The sequence below is a fragment of the Bacillus sp. FSL K6-0972 genome (genome assembly GCF_037976035.1).
GTDB lineage: Bacteria > Bacillota > Bacilli > Bacillales > Bacillaceae > Bacillus > Bacillus haynesii.
Genome location: NZ_CP150260.1, coordinates 271,095 through 289,386 on the forward strand (window position 1 = coordinate 271,095; position 18,292 = coordinate 289,386).

Below are 18,292 nucleotides of genomic sequence, written 5' to 3' on the forward strand. Positions count from 1 at the left end.
TTGTATAGAGAGGGGTAATACGAATGACACATGAAGGACCGCTGGAGGAATGGATGAAAAAGCTGAGCGAGGAAAGCCTCAAGGACAATACGTTTGACCGCCGCCGCTTTATTCAAGGGGCCGGCAAAATAGCCGGGCTTTCGCTCGGACTTGCGATCGCGCAATCGATGGGGGCAATGGAAGTCAATGCAGCACCGACATTCTCGGAGTATCCGTTTACACTTGGCGTTGCATCGGGAGATCCGCTTTCTGACAGCGTCGTGTTGTGGACAAGGCTGGCGCCCGATCCGCTAAACGGTGGCGGGATGCCAAATGAAGCTGTATCTGTGAAATGGGAGCTCGCAGAAGACGAACGCTTCCGCCGAATCGTCAAACGGGGAACCGAAAAAGCGACACCGCACCTTGCACATTCAGTACATGCCGAGGTATCCGGACTGAAACCGAATCATGTGTATTATTACCGCTTTAAATGCGGCAACCAGCTGAGCCCTGTCGGCAAGACAAAGACGCTTCCGGCACCCGGGGCAGATGTTGCTAAATTCACATTCGCTTTTGCTTCATGCCAGCAGTACGAACATGGCTATTATACCGCATATCAGCATATGGCGAAGGAAAAGCTCGATCTTGTTTTTCATCTCGGCGACTATATTTATGAGTACGGTCCGAATGAATACGTTTCGAAAACAGGCAATGTGAGAACACACAGCGGTCCTGAAATCATGTCGCTGCTTGATTACCGAAACCGCCATGCCCAATACCGTTCAGATGCAAATTTGAAAGCCGCGCATGCCGCCTTCCCGTGGGTTGTCACATGGGACGACCATGAAGTGGAGAACAACTATGCGAATGTCATCCCTGAAAAAGGCCAGTCAGTTGAAGCGTTTATTAAACGGCGAGCCGCTGCATACCAAGCTTATTACGAGCATATGCCGCTCCGCCGCAAATCCCTGCCGAACGGTCCTGATATGCAATTGTACCGGAATTTTTCCTACGGCAATTTGGCTGACATTAGCGTGCTGGATACCCGTCAGTATCGCGATGACCAAGCCAATGGAGATGGCAATAAGCCTCCTTCTGATGAATCGAACGATCCGAAGCGGACGCTGCTTGGAGCGGAACAGGAGGCTTGGCTGTTTGACAATCTGAGTCGTTCCGAGGCGCATTGGAACATCATTGCTCAGCAGATTTTCTTTGCGCAATGGAACTTTGGGACAAGCGTAGCGCCGATTTACAGCATGGATTCATGGGACGGATATCCTGCTCAGCGCAAGCGGGTGATCGATTTCATCAAATCTCAAAAACTGAACAACATCGTCGTCCTCACCGGTGATGTGCATGCCAGCTGGGCAAATAATCTGCTCGTTGATTTTGACAATCCGAAATCGGACATCTTCGGCGTAGAATTCGTCGGGACGTCGATTACATCGGGAGGAAACGGCGCTGATAAAAGAGCAGACACGGATAAGATTTTATCGAACAATCCTCATATTAAGTTTTTCAATGATTACCGCGGCTATGTGCGCTGTACGGTCACACCGGAAGAATGGCGGACAGATTACCGCGTCGTCCCATATGTGACCGAGCCGGGTGCAGCGGTTTCGACAAGAGCTTCCTATGTTTATCATAAAGACTACACAGGGCTGAAACGGACCGCTTCCAACATTGTGCCTGGAGGCGTGAAGAAGTCTAACGAAGTCGAAGAAGACCGCTTCCTCGCACATACAAGAGCCCATCAGAAGCAAGTGAAGCAAAAGGATAAAAAGGTAACCCAGTAATCAATGAAAGGATGACAGCAAATGCTTTCAAATATCGGTATTCCGGGTCTCATTCTGGTTCTGGTGATTGCGCTGATCATTTTCGGGCCTTCAAAGCTCCCGGAAATCGGCCGGGCTTTTGGAAAAACGCTGACCGAATTCAAAAGCGCGACAAAGTCTTTAGTATCTGCCGATGACAATGAGATCGGACAGGAGCCTAATGCGAAAAAGCAAAGCTGATCCATCGGCAAGATGATCAATAGAGCGGGCGGGTAAACCCGTCTGTTCTTTTTTCTGTTTAACATGCGAAGGGGAGGAAGGCGAAGGTGAAAAAAAGGGAAACACATTTGATTGCCCATCTTGAAGAACTGCGCCAGCGAATCATTAAAACGCTTCTTACGTTTATTCTGTTTCTCATCACCGGCTTTTTGTTTGTTCAGGACATCTATGACTGGCTGATCAGAGACCTTGATGAAAAGCTTGCTGTACTGGGGCCGGGGGATATTCTTTGGGTTTATATGATGATTGCGGGGGTGCTGGCGATCGCTGCCACCATACCGGTGGCTGCTTTTCAGACATGGCGGTTTGTGGCGCCTGCGCTGACCGACCACGAACGGAGGACGGCATTATTTTATATACCGGGACTGTTCATTTTTTTTATTTTGGGGATTGTATTCGGCTATTTTGTGCTCTTTCCGCTCGTTCTTCAGTTTTTGATCGGCTTATCTGCCGGCCATTTTCAAACGATGTTTACGGCGGAGCATTATTTTCGCTTTATGATGAACCTCACACTGCCATTCGGGTTTTTGTTCGAAATGCCCCTCGTCGTGATGTTTTTAACGAGCCTCGGGATTTTAAATCCGGCCAAGCTCAGTAAAATGAGAAAAATTTCTTATTTTGCGCTGATCGTCGTATCAGTTGTGATCACGCCGCCCGATTTTATCTCGGATGTGCTGGTGATCGTCCCGCTGCTTGTATTATACGAATTAAGCATCTCTTTATCAGCGTTTATCTACCGGAAAAAAACAGCTGCACAACAAGGGGCTGAGGCTCAAGGCTGAAGACGGACTGTGTCTTCAGTCTCTTTTTTTTGCTTGAAATGAAAAAAATCAGAAAATAATGATATTGACAATTTGTTTATTTGTCTTACAATTAAACAAAAAGATGAATGGAGGGATTTTCTAAAACAGAGACATCGCATTTTAGCCAAATGACAACGCTTTCTCAGGAAATGAACGACAGGGGGATGACGGAGATGAGTCAATTACGGAAGGCGCCGGAAGGCATATTGGGTTTCCCGGTGGCACCCTTCAACGGGGAAGGAAAACTGGAGGAAGAAGCACTTTACGAAAACATCCGCTTTTTATTGGATGAGGGGCTTGAGGCGGTTTTTATCGCTTGTGGCTCAGGAGAATTTCAGTCTCTCAGCACAAAGGAATATGAGCAAATGGTCGAAATTGCCGTCTCGGCGGCAGGCGGGAAGGTGCCTGTTTACACAGGAGTGGGCGGCAACTTAAGCACTGCTTTGGAATGGGCGCGGATTTCCGAAGAAAAAGGGGCCGACGGCTATTTGATTCTCCCGCCGTACTTGATACACGGAGAGCAGGAAGGCCTCTATCAGTACACGAAAACAATCATTGAAAGCACGGATTTAAATGCCATCATTTATCAGCGAGACAATGCGGTTTTGACGCTTGAACAGATTCAGCGGCTGACCGATCTCGAGCAGCTTGTCGGACTCAAAGACGGCATAGGGGATATGGCATTGAATATCAGTTTGTCATATACGATAGGAGACAGGCTGGGCTGGCTCAACGGAATGCCGATGGCTGAAGTCACGATGCCGGCCTATGCTCCGATTGGCTTTACCTCGTATTCTTCGGCGATATCCAATTATATTCCCCATATTTCCAGAATGTTTTATGAGGCATTATTAAACGGTAACGACCAGCTTGTCAAAGAGATTTATGAGCATGTCATCATGCCGATCAACGAGATCCGCAAACTTCGGAAAGGCTATGCCGTGTCCTTGATCAAAGCCGGCATGGAAATCATGGGGCTTCATGTGAAAAACACGGCGAGACCGCCGATCGTTCCGGTGGAAAAAGAACATTGCCGGCAGCTCGAAAACATTCTGAAAAACGCGATGGCGCGTTATCCGAAAACGACCGCTGCCCTATAAACAAAAGGAGGAACTTGAAGATGTCTGTTGCAGCTGAAAATAAAACGTATTTTAACTTTATCAACGGCCGCTGGATGAAGGCCGAATCGGGCGGGATGGAACAGAGCTTGAACCCGGCAGATACACGGGATATCGTCGGGCTTGTCCAAAAATCTTCGATTGAGGATGTAGACCGGGCGGTTGAAGCGGCCAAGCAGGCCAAGAAGGCGTGGAGAAAGCTGTCGGGTGCGGAGCGCGGTCAATTCCTTTACAAGGCCGCTGACATCATGGAACAGCGCCTCGATGAAATTGCCGAATGTGCGACGCGTGAAATGGGCAAAACACTGCCTGAAGCGAAAGGAGAAACAGCACGGGGAATCGCGATTCTCAGATACTATGCCGGAGAGGGGCTGCGAAAAACAGGTGATGTGATTCCGTCGACCGATTCATCCGCTTTTATGTACACCGACAGGGTGCCGCTCGGCGTCGTCGGCGTCATCTCGCCGTGGAATTTCCCTGTTGCCATCCCGATTTGGAAAATGGCGCCTGCTCTTATCTATGGAAATACGGTTGTCATTAAGCCGGCTACGGAAACCGCAGTCACCTGTCTTAAGGTTATCTCGTGCTTTGAAGAAGCAGGGATTCCGTCAGGCGTGGTCAATGCGGTGACAGGACCGGGATCATCGGCCGGCCAAAGGCTTGCCGAGCACCCGGATGTGAACGGAATTACGTTCACAGGATCGAATCAAACAGGAAAAATTATCGGCCGGACGGCATTTGAAAGAGGGGCGAAGTACCAGCTTGAGATGGGCGGCAAAAACCCGGTGATCGTAGCGGATGACGCCGACCTTGATATTGCGGTTGAAGCGGTCATCAGCGGAGCGTTCCGATCGACAGGCCAAAAGTGTACGGCGACAAGCCGCGTCATCGTCTTAAACGGCGTTTATGACCGGTTTAAAGAAAAGCTGCTTCAACAGACAAAAGAGATTACAATTGGCGACAGCTTAAAAGAAGATGTCTGGATGGGACCGATTGCGAATAAACAGCAGCTTGATAACTGTCTGTCCTATATTGAAAAAGGAAAGCAAGAAGGCGCGGACCTCATTTTCGGCGGCGAGAGGCTGGCAGATGGGAAATACGAAAACGGCTATTATATCAGGCCGGCCATTTTTGACAACGTCACTTCCGGCATGACGATTGCTCAAGAAGAAATTTTCGGCCCGGTCATCGCTTTAATCAAGGCGGATACACTTGAGGAAGCTTTGGAGACGGCCAATGACGTCAAATTCGGCCTGAGCGCCTCCATTTTTACGCAAAACATTGGGCGGATGCTGTCATTCATAGATGAAATCGAAGCGGGGCTCATTCGCGTCAACGCCGAAAGCGCCGGTGTCGAACTGCAGGCGCCATTCGGAGGCGTTAAACAATCGAGCTCGCATTCACGGGAACAGGGAGAGGCAGCCAAAGAATTTTTTACAGCCGTAAAAACGGTATTTGTCAAACCGTAAATTAGCCGTTTCGGTACAAATGAATAAAGGAGAAGATGCTATGAAAAAAAATCGTGCAGCCTCCCCCCATACCGCGGGGAAAAGAAGTTCTGTCCGCTGGTTTGTCGTGTCTATGCTGTTTCTCGTCACATCCATTAATTATGCCGACCGTGCGACACTCTCGATCGTCGGCGATTCTGTGCAGCATGAGCTTGGGCTAAGTTCGGTGGCGATGGGGTATGTCTTTTCCGCATTTGGCTGGGCGTATGTTGTCGGCCAAATCCCCGGAGGCTGGCTGCTCGACCGTTTTGGGTCGAAAATCGTCATTGCTGCCAGCATCTTCTTTTGGTCATTGTTTACACTTTTGCAGGGGACGCTGGGCTTTTTCGCCGCGGGAACGGCCGTTATCCTTTTATTTGCGCTCCGATTTCTCGTCGGTCTGTCAGAAGCGCCGTCCTTTCCGGGCAACGGCCGGGTGGTGGCTTCCTGGTTTCCAAGTTCTGAACGCGGAACAGCGTCGGCGATCTTCAACTCGGCGCAGTACTTTGCACTTGTCATTTTTTCGCCGCTGATGGGGTGGCTCGCCCACTCTTTCAACTGGCATACGGTTTTTGTGATTATGGGTGCTCTAGGGATCGCGATGTCGTTTATTTGGCTGAAAACGATTTACGAACCAAAAAAACATCCGAGAATGAATGCCGCCGAACTGGCGTACATCGAAGAAGGCGGCGCGCTTGTCTCGATGGATGAGGGAAAGAACGCGGAAAAGAAAGAAAAGGAGTCGCAATGGCCTTACATTAAGCAGCTTTTAAGAAGCCGGATGCTGCTCGGGGTGTATATCGCCCAATACTGCATCACAACGTTGACCTATTTCTTTCTGACATGGTTTCCGGTCTATCTCGTTCAGGCGCGCGGCATGTCGATCCTTGAAGCGGGTTTTGTCGCATCGCTTCCTGCAATCTGCGGATTTTTAGGAGGGTTGCTGGGCGGGTTCGTGTCAGATTACCTTCTGAAAAAGGGCTGCTCCATAACGGTTGCCAGAAAAACGCCGATCATCCTTGGAATGCTGATGTCCTGCTCGATGATCGTATGCAACTATGCAGATTCGTCTTGGCTGGTCATCTCCATCATGTCGCTTGCCTTTTTCGGAAAAGGATTCGGCGCGCTGGGCTGGGCGGTTGTGTCAGATACCTCGCCAAAGGAGTGTGCCGGCTTGAGCGGCGGCATCTTCAATACCTTTGGAAATATTGCGTCCATTACGACGCCCATTATCATCGGATATATCGTGAATGCGACAGGCTCATTTAACGGAGCGCTTGTTTTTGTCGGCGCCAACGCGATTGCCGCGGTATTAAGCTATCTGTTTCTCGTCGGGCCGATCAAGCGCATCGAACTGCAGAAAGAGGGAGACCCTGCAGACACCACTTTATCCATGTAAAATGTAAGCGCTTTAACAAGAGGGAGGCTAAATCGATATGAATACAAACATCCATCAGCAGGTAAAAGAGGAGAAAGCATCGCAAACACCGTCTATTGCTGATATGCAGGTCATACCCGTGGCAGGGCACGACAGCATGCTTTTGAATTTGAGCGGAGCTCACGGCCCCTTTTTCACACGGAATATCGTGATTTTAAAAGATTCATCAGGTGCTCTCGGCGTCGGCGAAGTCCCGGGCGGCGATCGGATCCGCCAGACGCTTGAGCAGGCGAAGCCGCTTGTTATTGATCGGCCGCTCGGCGCTGTTCAATCGATTTTGCAGTCTGTCAGGAGTCAGTTTAAAGACCGGGATGCCGGAGGACGCGGGGTGCAGACTTTTGACCAGCGGACGACGATACACGCAGTGACTGCATTGGAAGCAGCTTTGCTCGATTTGCTCGGGAAATTTCTCGGCGTCCCTGTGGCGGCGCTGTTGGGGGAAGGCCAGCAGCGGGAAAAAGTGAAGATGCTCGGCTATTTGTTTTACATCGGCGACCGAAAGCGGACGACGCTTCCCTATATCAGTGAACAAGAGGCAAGTGACGACTGGTTCCGCCTCCGCCGTGAAGAAGCGTTAACACCCGGAGCGATCGTCCGTCTTGCTGAAGCAGCTCAAGAACAATACGGTTTTCACGATTTTAAATTGAAAGGCGGCGTCCTCTCGGGAGAGGAAGAAATCGAGGCGGCATCCGCTTTAGCGAAGCGGTTTCCTGAAGCGAGAATCACACTTGACCCGAATGGCGCGTGGTCATTGGAAGAAGCGATTGCGCTTTGTAAGGGAAAGCGGGATGTGCTCGCCTACGCGGAAGACCCTTGCGGAGCGGAAGCCGGATACTCGGGGAGGGAAATCATGGCCGAATTCCGCCGTGCGACAGGCATTCCGACAGCGACGAATATGATTGCCACAGACTGGCGGCAAATGGGGCATGCGATACAACTGCACGCCGTTGATATACCGCTTGCAGACCCGCATTTCTGGACGATGCAGGGATCCGTCCGCGTTGCTCAAATGTGCCATGAATGGGGGCTGACATGGGGCTCTCACTCCAATAACCATTTTGACGTCTCACTGGCTATGTTCACTCACGTTGCCGCAGCAGCTCCGGGTGACATCACGGCGATTGATACGCATTGGATTTGGCAGGATGGACAGCGTCTGACAAAACAGCCTTTTTCAATCGCTGACGGATATGTCCAAGTTCCTGATCAGCCAGGGCTCGGCATTGAAATCGATATGGAACAGGTGGAAAAAGCAAATGAGCTGTTTGAGAGAATGACAGCAGGCGAGCGGAATGATGCCGTTGCCATGCAGTTTTTGATTGAAAATTGGCGTTTCGACCCTAAACGCCCTTGTCTTGTTCGATAATTGCTGAAACAGCGGTTTGAGAGGCCCCTAGCCGACATTGTCATACGCGATATTTTGTCTTACAATATGAACAACTGAAAGGGGGCCCACAGTCGTGGAAGAAGATATGGAAACATTGCAGGTCGAATCAGTCAATCGCAAGACATTGGCAAAACAGGTTGTTGAACGAATCGTCCATTTATTATCAAGCGGCCAATTGAAACCGGGGGACAAACTGCCGACGGAGATCGAGCTCATGGAAAAGCTAAATGTCAGCAGACCCGTTCTCCGCGAAGCTTTAATATCACTCGAAACGCTCGGAATTATTAAAAGAAAAACCCGAGACGGCACGTATTTTAATGATAAAATCGGCATCCAGCCGTTTTCTGTCATGCTGGCTTTGGCGGTCGATAATTTGCCGGCCATTATTGAAGCGAGGATGGCACTTGAACTCGGGCTTGTCACGATCGCCGCAGAAAAGATCAATGACAGTCAGCTCGAAAGGCTGCAGGAAACGATCGATATCATTGCAAACAGCACAGATAATCATTATGGAGAAGCGGATAAGGAATTTCACCGGATTATCGCTTTGAGCGCAAACAACCCGGTGCTGGAAGGCATGATTCAATCACTCTTGATCACACACGCCAAAATCGACAGCCAGATTCCATACAGGGAAAGGGACCGGACTGTCGAATATCATACGAATATTTTGAAAGCCCTTCAACAAAGGGACCCATATCAAGCCTATCACCATATGTATGAGCATTTAAAATTTGTACGTGACAAAATACTGAATGGTCTTCGTGATGAAAAAAACAATCATTAAATTGTTTGACAGCGCTTTCTAACATGTGCCGCGGCGGGAGAAGGGCCGCGGAAAGGCGCTGATCGAAAAGGGGAGTTGATCAATCCTTATGCTTGTCAATCAAACTGAAACCCCGTTGTACATTAAGGTGAACGAAAAAGACAATGCCGCAATCATCGCCAATGCCGGCGGACTGCCGAAAGGGACGGTGTTTCCTTGCGGGCTTAAACTGCAAGAGCGCATTCCCCAAGGGCATAAAGTGGCTTTAACGAACATTACACAGGGCGGAGAAGTTATTCGCTACGGTGAAGTCATCGGCTATGCCGTTAAACCAATCGAAAAAGGCGGGTGGATTTCCGAGTCGCATATCATGCTTCCGGATGCTCCGCCGCTCGATGAACTGCCCATCGCCAACAAAGTTCCAAAACCCGCTCCCCCTCTTGAAGGGTACACATTTGAAGGATACCGGAATGAAGACGGGAGCGTCGGCACGAGAAACGTGCTGGGCATCATGACAAGCGTGCAATGCGTCGCAGGTGTTCTCGATTACGCAGTTAAACGAATTAAAGAGGAACTGCTCCCAAAATATCCGAATGTTGATGGTGTCGCTGCATTAAATCATCAGTACGGCTGCGGTGTGGCGATTAATGCGCCGGAAGCCAGAATCCCGATCCGAACAATTCAAAATATCGCCAGGCACCCTAATTTCGGCGGCGAAGCGATGGTGATCGGACTCGGCTGCGAGAAGCTCCTTCCGACGAGGATAGAGCCGGAAGGAGACGCTGAAAATATTCTTTCATTGCAGGAACGGCAAGGGTTTCAGCAAATGATTCAATCGATTATGGAAATGGCCGAAGAGCGCTTAAAAAGGCTGAATGAACGGAAGCGGACGACATGTCCCGTTTCAGACCTGGTGATCGGCCTTCAGTGCGGAGGCAGCGACGCCTTTTCAGGGGTGACCGCAAACCCTGCGGCGGGATATGCTGCTGACTTATTCGTTCGGGGAGGGGCCACGGTTTTATTTTCGGAAGTCACCGAGGTCCGCGATGCCGTTCATCTCTTAACACCGCGCGCTGTCAATGAAGAAGTCGGCCGCGCCCTGATTCGGGAAATGGCTTGGTATGACCGCTATTTGGAAAGAGGCGAATCAGACCGAAGCGCCAATCCGTCGCCAGGAAACAAAAAGGGCGGACTGGCAAACGTGGTCGAGAAATCGCTCGGATCGATCGCGAAATCGGGAAGCAGCCCGATCAGTGCCGTACTTGCGCCTGGTGAGAGGGCTGTCCAGAAGGGCCTCATTTTTGCGGCGACACCTGCAAGCGATTTCGTATGCGGCACCCTGCAATTGGCCTCGGGCATGCATTTGCAGGTATTTACAACCGGTAGGGGAACACCGTATGGCCTTGAGATGGCTCCGGTTTTGAAAGTGGCGACCCGGCAATCGCTATCAGAAGATTGGCACGATTTGATTGACGTCAATGCCGGACGGATTGCAACAGGCGAAGCTTCAATAGAGGAAGTCGGCTGGGAAATCTTCCGGACGATACTTGACGTTGCAAGCGGAAGGAAAACATGGGCGGAACATTGGGGGCTTTCCAATGACTTGTGTTTATTCAACCCGGCGCCTGTGACTTGATTGGAAAGCACCTTAAAATAGGTGCTTTTTTAATTGCGAACTCATTTTTGACAAGAAGTATCAAGTGGTTCTTTTTTCATATTTCCTCTTTGGCGGACTAAACCGCAATACCCTTCGAAATCTTGGTGCATCAACCATACTGCCTGTTTTTTCAAAGAATTGGCATACGATTTGCAGTTTGGATGATTCATATTTCCTATTTATCTAATTTATTCCATGATGTAACATAAAAAAGTATCATTTTCAAGCAGGTCATTCGCATCAAAACGAAGTGCTTGCAGCTTAACATAAAAGCCCTTGGAGGTTTAATAAAATGAAAAAGATGATGATATTGTGTTTTTCTATAATACTAGTCTTTACAGGAGGATGCAGTATGAACGACAGTCAAAACGGCAAGAACGGCAATCAAGAAGAAGCGGTCAAACCGAAAGACATGGATCCGAAAAACCTGCCGCAAGTCCCGGCATTCCAGGATGAGAAAACTAGAGAATACATGGCATCAACAAAGGAAATCGAGCCCGGCTATTATCTGCTTGAGTCTAAGCTAAAAGGGTTTACAATGTTGTTTCCGGAGGATGGGAAGTATGATGACAATTTATCCTCTCTCGGAAAAGATGAAGAGATATTCTCTTTTTATAGCTACGATGAAAAAACGAATGTTTCTCTTAATGCTTCTGTAGAATATTACCTAAATCAATCTTTTATCAATAATCCAAATGAAATGTTAGAACAAGTGAGGGAGGAAAATGGATATAAAGGACAATTTGAAAAGTTCGAGGAAAAAGATAAGGATATTTATTTTGCGTATATGAAAACTGTTCACGACGATACAAATCAAAAAAATAATGAGACTCATTCATATATTGGTTATGTAAATAAACAGAATTATGTTGGTATACAATTTACATTTGACTTTACTTGTCTAAAGAGTTCTAAACCTTGTTCATTTGATGTTGATTCTGCTGAAAAGAAAGCTAAGAAGTTAGTCAAATCCATCGTATTTTTAACTGATAAGGAGAAATAGGATGGCAACTAAAAATATATTTGAAAATGAGAATGTGAAACTTCGTATTATAAACTTGGAATACAGCTATAAAAATAGGTTTGCTTCAAATAATCCAAATGAAGTGAAAAAAGCTAAAGACAATTTTGAGGCAGATGTTCGCAGAATTTATAAAGAGGAAACAAATCATGAACTTCCAGAAAATATTGAGATTTTTACGTCAAAAGAAATTCTAGAACATAGTAAGGATAAAACAATCAGTCAATCAGGCTATGATGGAACAGCTATTCATATAAAGGATAAGACAAAACATATCGATCAGCTCCACATTATTTCTGAGGGCAGCGCCGATAATGAAGATTGGAAATATAATTTCTTTGGATTGTTTTTGGGAATGGATAACAGACAATATAAGGCTACAAGGGAATTTTCAAGGGCCTCCAAGAGAAAAGTCGGTAACTCTAAAGAGTTAAAAACTTATGCTATGGGCCATTCTCTCGCAAACAATAACCAAGTTTTAGTGCAGTTAGTAAATGGTGAATTTGATGAAGTTTATGGTGTGAATGGGGCCCAAATAAGTGTAGATCATTTATTGTTGATTGATAAGAAAATGGCAAGGGAACTAAGAAAGAAGTATCAAGTAAACGATTTATCAACAATCCCAAAAGACAAACTCAAAAAAGCTATCATCAAATACTACAACGACAAAGGCGTCACAGCCAACATCACCCAGCGCATTTCCAGTGACGATCCGCTCTACGGTGTCAGCGGGAAGGCTGATTTTATTACGTTCGGCGATGTGAAGATGACGAACACACACCCGGATATAAAAGGATTCCGAAGTGTCATCGATCATATTCCTGATGAAGATGTGAGGAAACTGAAAGGGTACTTTCAGAAATATGCTGCTGATTATCGAAAGGGCGGCATTCAGGGTTTTGCTATGGAAGCAATCGGCGTAGATATGGATTTTTTAAACAGAATCATGAATGAAGAGGGTACAGCTCAGCAAATAGCATATTGCTTGAAACATCCGATCCGCCTCTCGAATATGGTGGGTGCACTTGATAAAAAACTGCCAGAGTTCAAAGAGTTTTTTGCAAAAGTCAAGGCCTACAGCGGTCCAGTTCTCAATCAACTTGAGGCAAATGGTTATATTGACGAAGCGAAAAAGAAGACCATCCAAAAAGACATTGCCGAAGTAGAGCGGCTGACTGGAAGACTGGACGTTTTATATGAGAAGATCAAATTTCTTGTCGACTGGAAGACTGTCATATTCACCCTAAGTAATGGTCAACTTTCTCAATCACTAATGAAAAATTTAATCGAATTTTATTTAACTTATAAAGCATTGGAAGAAGCTTTGGGCAAACTGGATCAAGATACAAAAGACCTTCTCAATCTTATTGGCGATGGCCACAGCATCACCCCGCTTTTAAACGCTTTATCCAAAAAGAAAGGCATCAGCTACAAAGGCGGAGACATCTATTTTTCAAAGAAAGGCAAGGATGGAAAAGAGATAAAGGTCAACCTGTCATCTGCCGTCAGGATTTACCAGACGGGGATGGCCGCCATTTCGAAGATTGAGGATGAAATTGACCGCTACCAACGTGTTTTCCACCATGAAATCCACGATCATTTCGCAACTAAAAAAACTGAGTTGACAAAAGCCATTCATGAAATGGAAGCCAATCCCTCCCGCTACCAATTCGACCTTCAATTTAAACTTGCCTCAGGCTTCGTCGGATCAAGCGGAAAGCTGAATAAAATCGTCGTCCACGACTCGTACCACACGGCCCCGCTTCCTCAGTGCGACGGCGTCGTCAGCGAATTAAAAAAACAAACCTCCAGCAAAAAGAGATTTGTGAAAGATATCCGCTCAAGTATTGAGAAATTGTTTGATGAGGACGAGGAAATTTCGGCATTATTTGATTTTAAGGCATAGGGGGGATATTAAGATGGTAAAACCGTTATTGGAGGAAACTGAAACAGTTTCAGCGACATATATGTTTTTAAGCAGTATTTCAGCAAAGGATAAAGCGGCCCGGCTGAACGCGCCGCTAAAAAGCGTTTTAAAAGAACTGAAAGAATTTGATAAAGTGCTAAAAAGCGAAATCGAAGGGCAAAAAGGCATGATGATCACGAAAATTAAAGAAGAATTGGATCACAAAAGTGAAAACCGAAAAACCGTCATCACCCGGATGAAATCAGACAACGAGCAGTTTGCAAACAGTTATCATGACATTATTGAAACTTTACGGAAACAAAACGTGACGCTTTACTATAAAAAGAATAAGCCCCTTGATCAATAAAAGATGACCTCTGACATCAGAGGTCATCTTTTTGTTCCAATGACTTGTGTTTATTCAACCCCGCGCCTGTGACTTGATCCGTGTTAGTGGGAAAGTAGATTGGTATCGCTCAAAAGATCCGGAAGCTATAAGAGGATTCAACTAGAAATATAAATTAATTTTTATAAAAAACACACATTTTTCAATTACAATGAATGTAATTGCACGTGTGTTTTTATGTTGAAAAGGATGGGTGAACAAGATGCAGCGCATATTGCTTATTGAAGATGATCATTCGATCAGTGAAATGGTCGATCATTATTTAACAAAAGAAGGATTTGAGGTCGTGCTTGCTTTTGACGGAGAAGAGGGCGTTCGCTTGTTTCAGCAAGGCAATTATGATGCGATTCTGCTCGACATCATGCTCCCTAAGCTGAATGGAATGGATTTTCTGAAAATGATCCGTGAACAGAGCAAAGTTCCGGTTTTAATGATTTCCGCAAAAGACGGGGATGTCGATAAAGCGCTGGGGCTGGGCTTTGGTGCGGATGATTATATTGCCAAGCCGTTTTCGATGATCGAACTGACCGCAAGAATAAAAGCCGCCATTCGGCGCGCAACGCAATATTCCGCCAGTGAGCCGTCAAATCAAAAAATAGTACGTGTTCACGAGCTTACGGTTGATATAGAAAATGTATCCGTACAAAAAAATGGTGAACCGCTTCAGCTGACATCGACGGAATGGAAAATGCTGACTTTGTTTGTGACAAACCCTAAAAAAGTGTTTACAAAAGAACAAATCTATCGTTCGGTTTGGAATGATGATTATTTTGGCGATCAAAATATTATTAACGTTCATATGAGGCGCTTGAGGGAAAAGATAGAGGATGATCCTTCCTCCCCGCAATATATTAAAACGCTTTGGGGCATCGGCTATAAATTAGGAGAGTTTTAGGATGACAATGTTATGGATTGGCATGCTGATATTTTTGGCGTCTCTCAATATCGTTCAATATAAAATGAAAAAACAGCGGGACCAAAACTTGAAGTACATCACGGAAAAGCTCAATGTGATGCTAAATGAGCAGGCGGCTGATCAAATTTTATTAGGAACGGCTGATAAAGTACTGCGGGATCTGCTCGTGCAAATGAACCTGTTTGTTGAGGAGCGTCAGCGCATAACAGCCCGTTTTGCAAAAACGGAGCAGTCAATGAAACGAATGCTGACCAATATGTCCCATGATCTGAAAACTCCGCTGACCGTCGTGCTCGGATATATCGAGGCGATTCAAAATGACTCGGACATGGCGGAAGAAGAGCGTGAAAGGCTGCTGGAAAAACTTTATCAAAAAACAGGCGAAATCATTCAGCTGATGAATTCTTTCTTCGACTTGGCCAAGCTCGAATCAGAAGATAAGCAAATACTGCTCACTAAAATACATATCAACGAAATATGCAGAAAAAACATTCTCCAACACTATGACGCTGTTCAGGCAAAAGGTTTTAAAGCTGTCATCGACATCCCGGATACCCCTGTTTATGCACATGGAAATGAAGAAGCGCTTGACCGGGTTCTGCAAAACCTTTTATCAAACGCGATTCAATATGGTGCAGATGGAAAGCTGATCGGATTGTCCCTTACATATGATGACACGCGGATTGTCATTACGGTATGGGACCGTGGGAAAGGGATTGGTGAGTATGATCAGCAGCGGGTGTTCGAAAGGCTGTACACCCTTGAGGAATCGAGAAATAAAGCGTTCCAGGGAAGCGGGCTCGGCTTAACAATTACAAAAAGGCTCATTGAGAAAATGGGAGGGGTCATCTCTCTCCAAAGCAAGCCGTATGAACGGACGGCGTTTTCCATCACGTTAAAACGAATGACCTATTAGCAAACGTAAGAATTTCTTAAGAAACAAGAAATAAAAAAGACAGCGTCCATCGCTACAATAGACGTATAGCAGAGAAAGGAAAGGGGAAACAGAGTTGACTTACATCGTACAAACAAGCGGGCTTACCAAGACATTCAAAGGTCAAGAAGTTGTGTCAAATGTAAGCATGCATATACGAAAGGGAGAAATATACGGTTTTCTCGGCCCGAACGGAGCCGGGAAAACGACCGTCATGAAGATGCTGACGAGCCTCGTAAAACCGACAAGCGGGGAAATCAATATTCTTGGGCATAAGCTGACAAATCAATCTTACGAGATTCTCGGCAAAATAGGCAGCATGATCGAATACCCGATTTTTTATGAAAATCTGACAGCCAATGAAAATTTAAATCTGCACTGTGAGTATATGGGATATCACAATAAAGCGAAGATTCAAGAAGTGCTGGACATGGTGAATTTAAAAAATATCGACAGCAAACCTGTCAAAACATTTTCCCTCGGTATGAAGCAGCGTCTTGGAATCGCGCGTGCCATTCTCACCAAACCCGACTTGCTCATCTTAGATGAACCGATTAATGGCCTTGATCCCATCGGGATTAAAGAAATCAGAAACTTATTTCAAGTATTGAGCAAAGAGTATGGCATGACATTGCTCATCTCAAGCCATATCCTGAACGAAGTAGAGCAAATTGCAGATACAATCGGAGTGATTCGGGACGGCAGGCTTGTTGAAGAAGTATCGATGGAAAGCGTAAGGGGCCGGAACACAGAGTACATTGAACTCGTGACGCCGAACCAATTGCATGCTTGCTTTGTGCTTGAACATGAGCTGCAGATTGCTAATTTTAAAATACTAAATGATAAAACGATCCGAATTTATGATGCCGAAGCTTCTCAAACAGCCATTTCTAAAGCTCTGATTTTGAATGATGTAGAAATTGAATCCATGAATAAAAAGCATACTTCGCTTGAGGACTACTTCCTCAGCTTAATCAACGGCAATGCGGTCAACGCATAAGGAGGCGGAGAAATTTGCTGAATTTGATGAGAATCGAAATGAAAAAGCTGAAGCTGGGCTGGTATGTACGCGGAGCCGTCTTTGCCACTTTCATCATTCTCGGTTTTCTGTGGATGGTGACCTTCACAGAAGGCAAGGATACATTCCAAACGATTGATGAAACATTTCTTGTGATCGGCACTTTCGTCAGAGCGGTTTTTATCGTGTTCGGCGCTGTGCTGATCTCAAAATTAGTGATTTCAGAGTTTAAAAACAAGACAATACTTGTGATGTTTACGTACCCGATCAACCGAAAAAAACTGCTGGCCGCTAAACTGCTGATCGCAGGCGGGCTGACCTTCATCACGATATTGCTATCAAATGCATGCGTTGCAGCTGGTTTTTTTCTGCTGAACTCAATCTATGGGGTCATCCCCGGCGAATTAACAATTTCTACGGTTTCTCAGCAGGCTTTGAAAATGCTCATTTTTGCTTTTGGCGCCGCCGGAACGAGTTTAGTACCTATCTTTTTCGGGATGAGAAAGTATTCCACTGCGGCAACGATCATTTCGTCTGTCGTGATCATCATGCCGATCAGTTCCACAAGCCCGGGCTTTTCTATTTCTTCAATTGTTTATATTCCCTTATCTCTGGCCGCTGTCGGTCTGTTTTTTTCCTTTTTGGCTGTAAGGCGTATCGAAAAAATAGATGTATTCTAACGGAGTTGAAGTTCAATGCTGAATTTGATTAACTTGGAGTTTAAAAAAACAAAATTAGGGTGGTATTACAAAGGTGCAGTGATTGCAAATCTATGCATTCTCGGTATGTTGTGCCTGATCGGGGCAGACGAAAAAAGCCTCCCTCAAGCAAAAATGTCGATGGCTGACGCGGAATCCACGCTGCAGCTTATCGGGATTTTTGTAAGGTCTGTGTTTATTGTATTCGCTGGTGTGCTGATTGCCAAACTGATCATCGGAGAGTATAAAAACAGAACCATCACGGTCATGTTTACATATCCGGTCAGCCGAAAAAAACTGATCGCCGCAAAACTGCTGCTCACTGGCGGATTGACCTTTTTGACAATGATCGTGTCCGAACTGATTGTTGCATTTATTTTCTCGCAGCTCAATGATGTCTATCAATTCAGCCCGGAAAAACTGACGATACATGACATAGGAAATGAGATAGGCAGTATGCTCATTTATGCTGCTTCCTCTACAGGACTGAGTTTTATTCCATTATACTTTGGGATGCGCAAACAATCAGTTCCTGCCACCATTGTGACATCCTGTATCTTGACCACGTTGATCGGTCAGCAAAGCAATGAGATTTCGCTTGCTTCCATCATTTACATTCCAATTTCATTGGCTGTAGTCGGGGTTGCCATTGCGTTTTGGTCGATTCGAAAAATTGACCAGGAAGATGTGTTATAAGATCTCCG

Annotated in this window: 17 protein-coding genes; all 17 read left to right on the top strand. The window is 46.1% G+C overall.

Translation table 11 applies throughout. The features are described from left to right. Positions 1-23: 23 nt before the first annotated feature. The 17 genes from MKX80_RS01565 (at position 24) to MKX80_RS01645 (ending at position 18,284) form a co-directional block, all read left to right on the top strand. Entirely contained in the window at positions 24-1,775 is a 1,752-nt protein-coding gene (locus tag MKX80_RS01565) for an alkaline phosphatase (protein ID WP_268342556.1), read from the top strand. A 21-nt stretch (positions 1,776-1,796) separates the two neighbouring features. Beyond that, positions 1,797-1,994, top strand: a complete 198-nt coding sequence (locus MKX80_RS01570) for a twin-arginine translocase TatA/TatE family subunit (protein ID WP_154999399.1) — start codon at positions 1,797-1,799, stop codon at positions 1,992-1,994. An 86-nt stretch (positions 1,995-2,080) separates the two neighbouring features. After that, complete coding sequence (tatC, locus tag MKX80_RS01575; RefSeq protein ID WP_154999400.1) at positions 2,081-2,815, top strand: twin-arginine translocase subunit TatC; 735 nt, start codon at positions 2,081-2,083, stop codon at positions 2,813-2,815. A gap of 194 nt (positions 2,816-3,009) precedes the next feature. Continuing rightward, on the top strand, positions 3,010-3,936 hold the full coding sequence (gene kdgD / locus MKX80_RS01580; protein WP_182069463.1) for a 5-dehydro-4-deoxyglucarate dehydratase: 927 nt from the start codon (positions 3,010-3,012) through the stop codon (positions 3,934-3,936). Positions 3,937-3,956: 20 nt separating this feature from the next. Continuing rightward, the gene (gucD, locus tag MKX80_RS01585) at positions 3,957-5,423 is read left to right on the top strand and encodes an alpha-ketoglutaric semialdehyde dehydrogenase GucD (protein ID WP_268328819.1); all 1,467 of its coding nucleotides are present in this window, start codon (positions 3,957-3,959) and stop codon (positions 5,421-5,423) included. Positions 5,424-5,463: 40 nt separating this feature from the next. Further along, positions 5,464-6,840, top strand: coding sequence for an MFS transporter (locus MKX80_RS01590; RefSeq protein WP_154999470.1), 1,377 nt, complete (start codon positions 5,464-5,466; stop codon positions 6,838-6,840). Positions 6,841-6,877: 37 nt separating this feature from the next. Then, positions 6,878-8,245 carry a glucarate dehydratase gene (gene gudD / locus MKX80_RS01595; RefSeq protein ID WP_268328820.1) on the top strand — a complete coding sequence of 456 codons (1,368 nt, stop codon included), beginning with the start codon at positions 6,878-6,880 and terminating at the stop codon, positions 8,243-8,245. A gap of 94 nt (positions 8,246-8,339) precedes the next feature. After that, positions 8,340-9,053 (top strand): FadR/GntR family transcriptional regulator, encoded by a 714-nt coding sequence (locus tag MKX80_RS01600; protein WP_003178602.1) that lies wholly within the window; start codon positions 8,340-8,342, stop codon positions 9,051-9,053. Between the two features lie 82 nt (positions 9,054-9,135). Further along, complete coding sequence (gene garD, locus MKX80_RS01605) at positions 9,136-10,668, top strand: galactarate dehydratase (protein WP_154999472.1); 1,533 nt, start codon at positions 9,136-9,138, stop codon at positions 10,666-10,668. 313 nt (positions 10,669-10,981) lie between these two features. After that, positions 10,982-11,692 carry a lipoprotein YvcA gene (locus MKX80_RS01610; protein WP_186807250.1) on the top strand — a complete coding sequence of 237 codons (711 nt, stop codon included), beginning with the start codon at positions 10,982-10,984 and terminating at the stop codon, positions 11,690-11,692. A 1-nt stretch (position 11,693) separates the two neighbouring features. Next, positions 11,694-13,616 (top strand): DUF6792 domain-containing protein, encoded by a 1,923-nt coding sequence (locus MKX80_RS01615; RefSeq protein WP_182069453.1) that lies wholly within the window; start codon positions 11,694-11,696, stop codon positions 13,614-13,616. 13 nt (positions 13,617-13,629) lie between these two features. Then, entirely contained in the window at positions 13,630-13,983 is a 354-nt protein-coding gene (locus MKX80_RS01620) for a hypothetical protein (protein WP_154999475.1), read from the top strand. Positions 13,984-14,236: 253 nt separating this feature from the next. Next, positions 14,237-14,917, top strand: a complete 681-nt coding sequence (locus MKX80_RS01625) for a response regulator transcription factor (protein ID WP_268342561.1) — start codon at positions 14,237-14,239, stop codon at positions 14,915-14,917. A gap of 1 nt (position 14,918) precedes the next feature. Continuing rightward, positions 14,919-15,854, top strand: a complete 936-nt coding sequence (locus MKX80_RS01630; protein ID WP_154999476.1) for a HAMP domain-containing histidine kinase — start codon at positions 14,919-14,921, stop codon at positions 15,852-15,854. A gap of 94 nt (positions 15,855-15,948) precedes the next feature. After that, a complete protein-coding gene (locus MKX80_RS01635) occupies positions 15,949-16,872 on the top strand; it encodes an ABC transporter ATP-binding protein (protein WP_154999477.1) in 924 nt (307 codons plus the stop codon). Positions 16,873-16,889: 17 nt separating this feature from the next. Beyond that, positions 16,890-17,570, top strand: a complete 681-nt coding sequence (locus MKX80_RS01640) for an ABC transporter permease (protein ID WP_154999495.1) — start codon at positions 16,890-16,892, stop codon at positions 17,568-17,570. A 15-nt stretch (positions 17,571-17,585) separates the two neighbouring features. Next, positions 17,586-18,284, top strand: a complete 699-nt coding sequence (locus MKX80_RS01645; protein WP_154999478.1) for an ABC transporter permease — start codon at positions 17,586-17,588, stop codon at positions 18,282-18,284. Positions 18,285-18,292 lie beyond the last annotated feature (8 nt).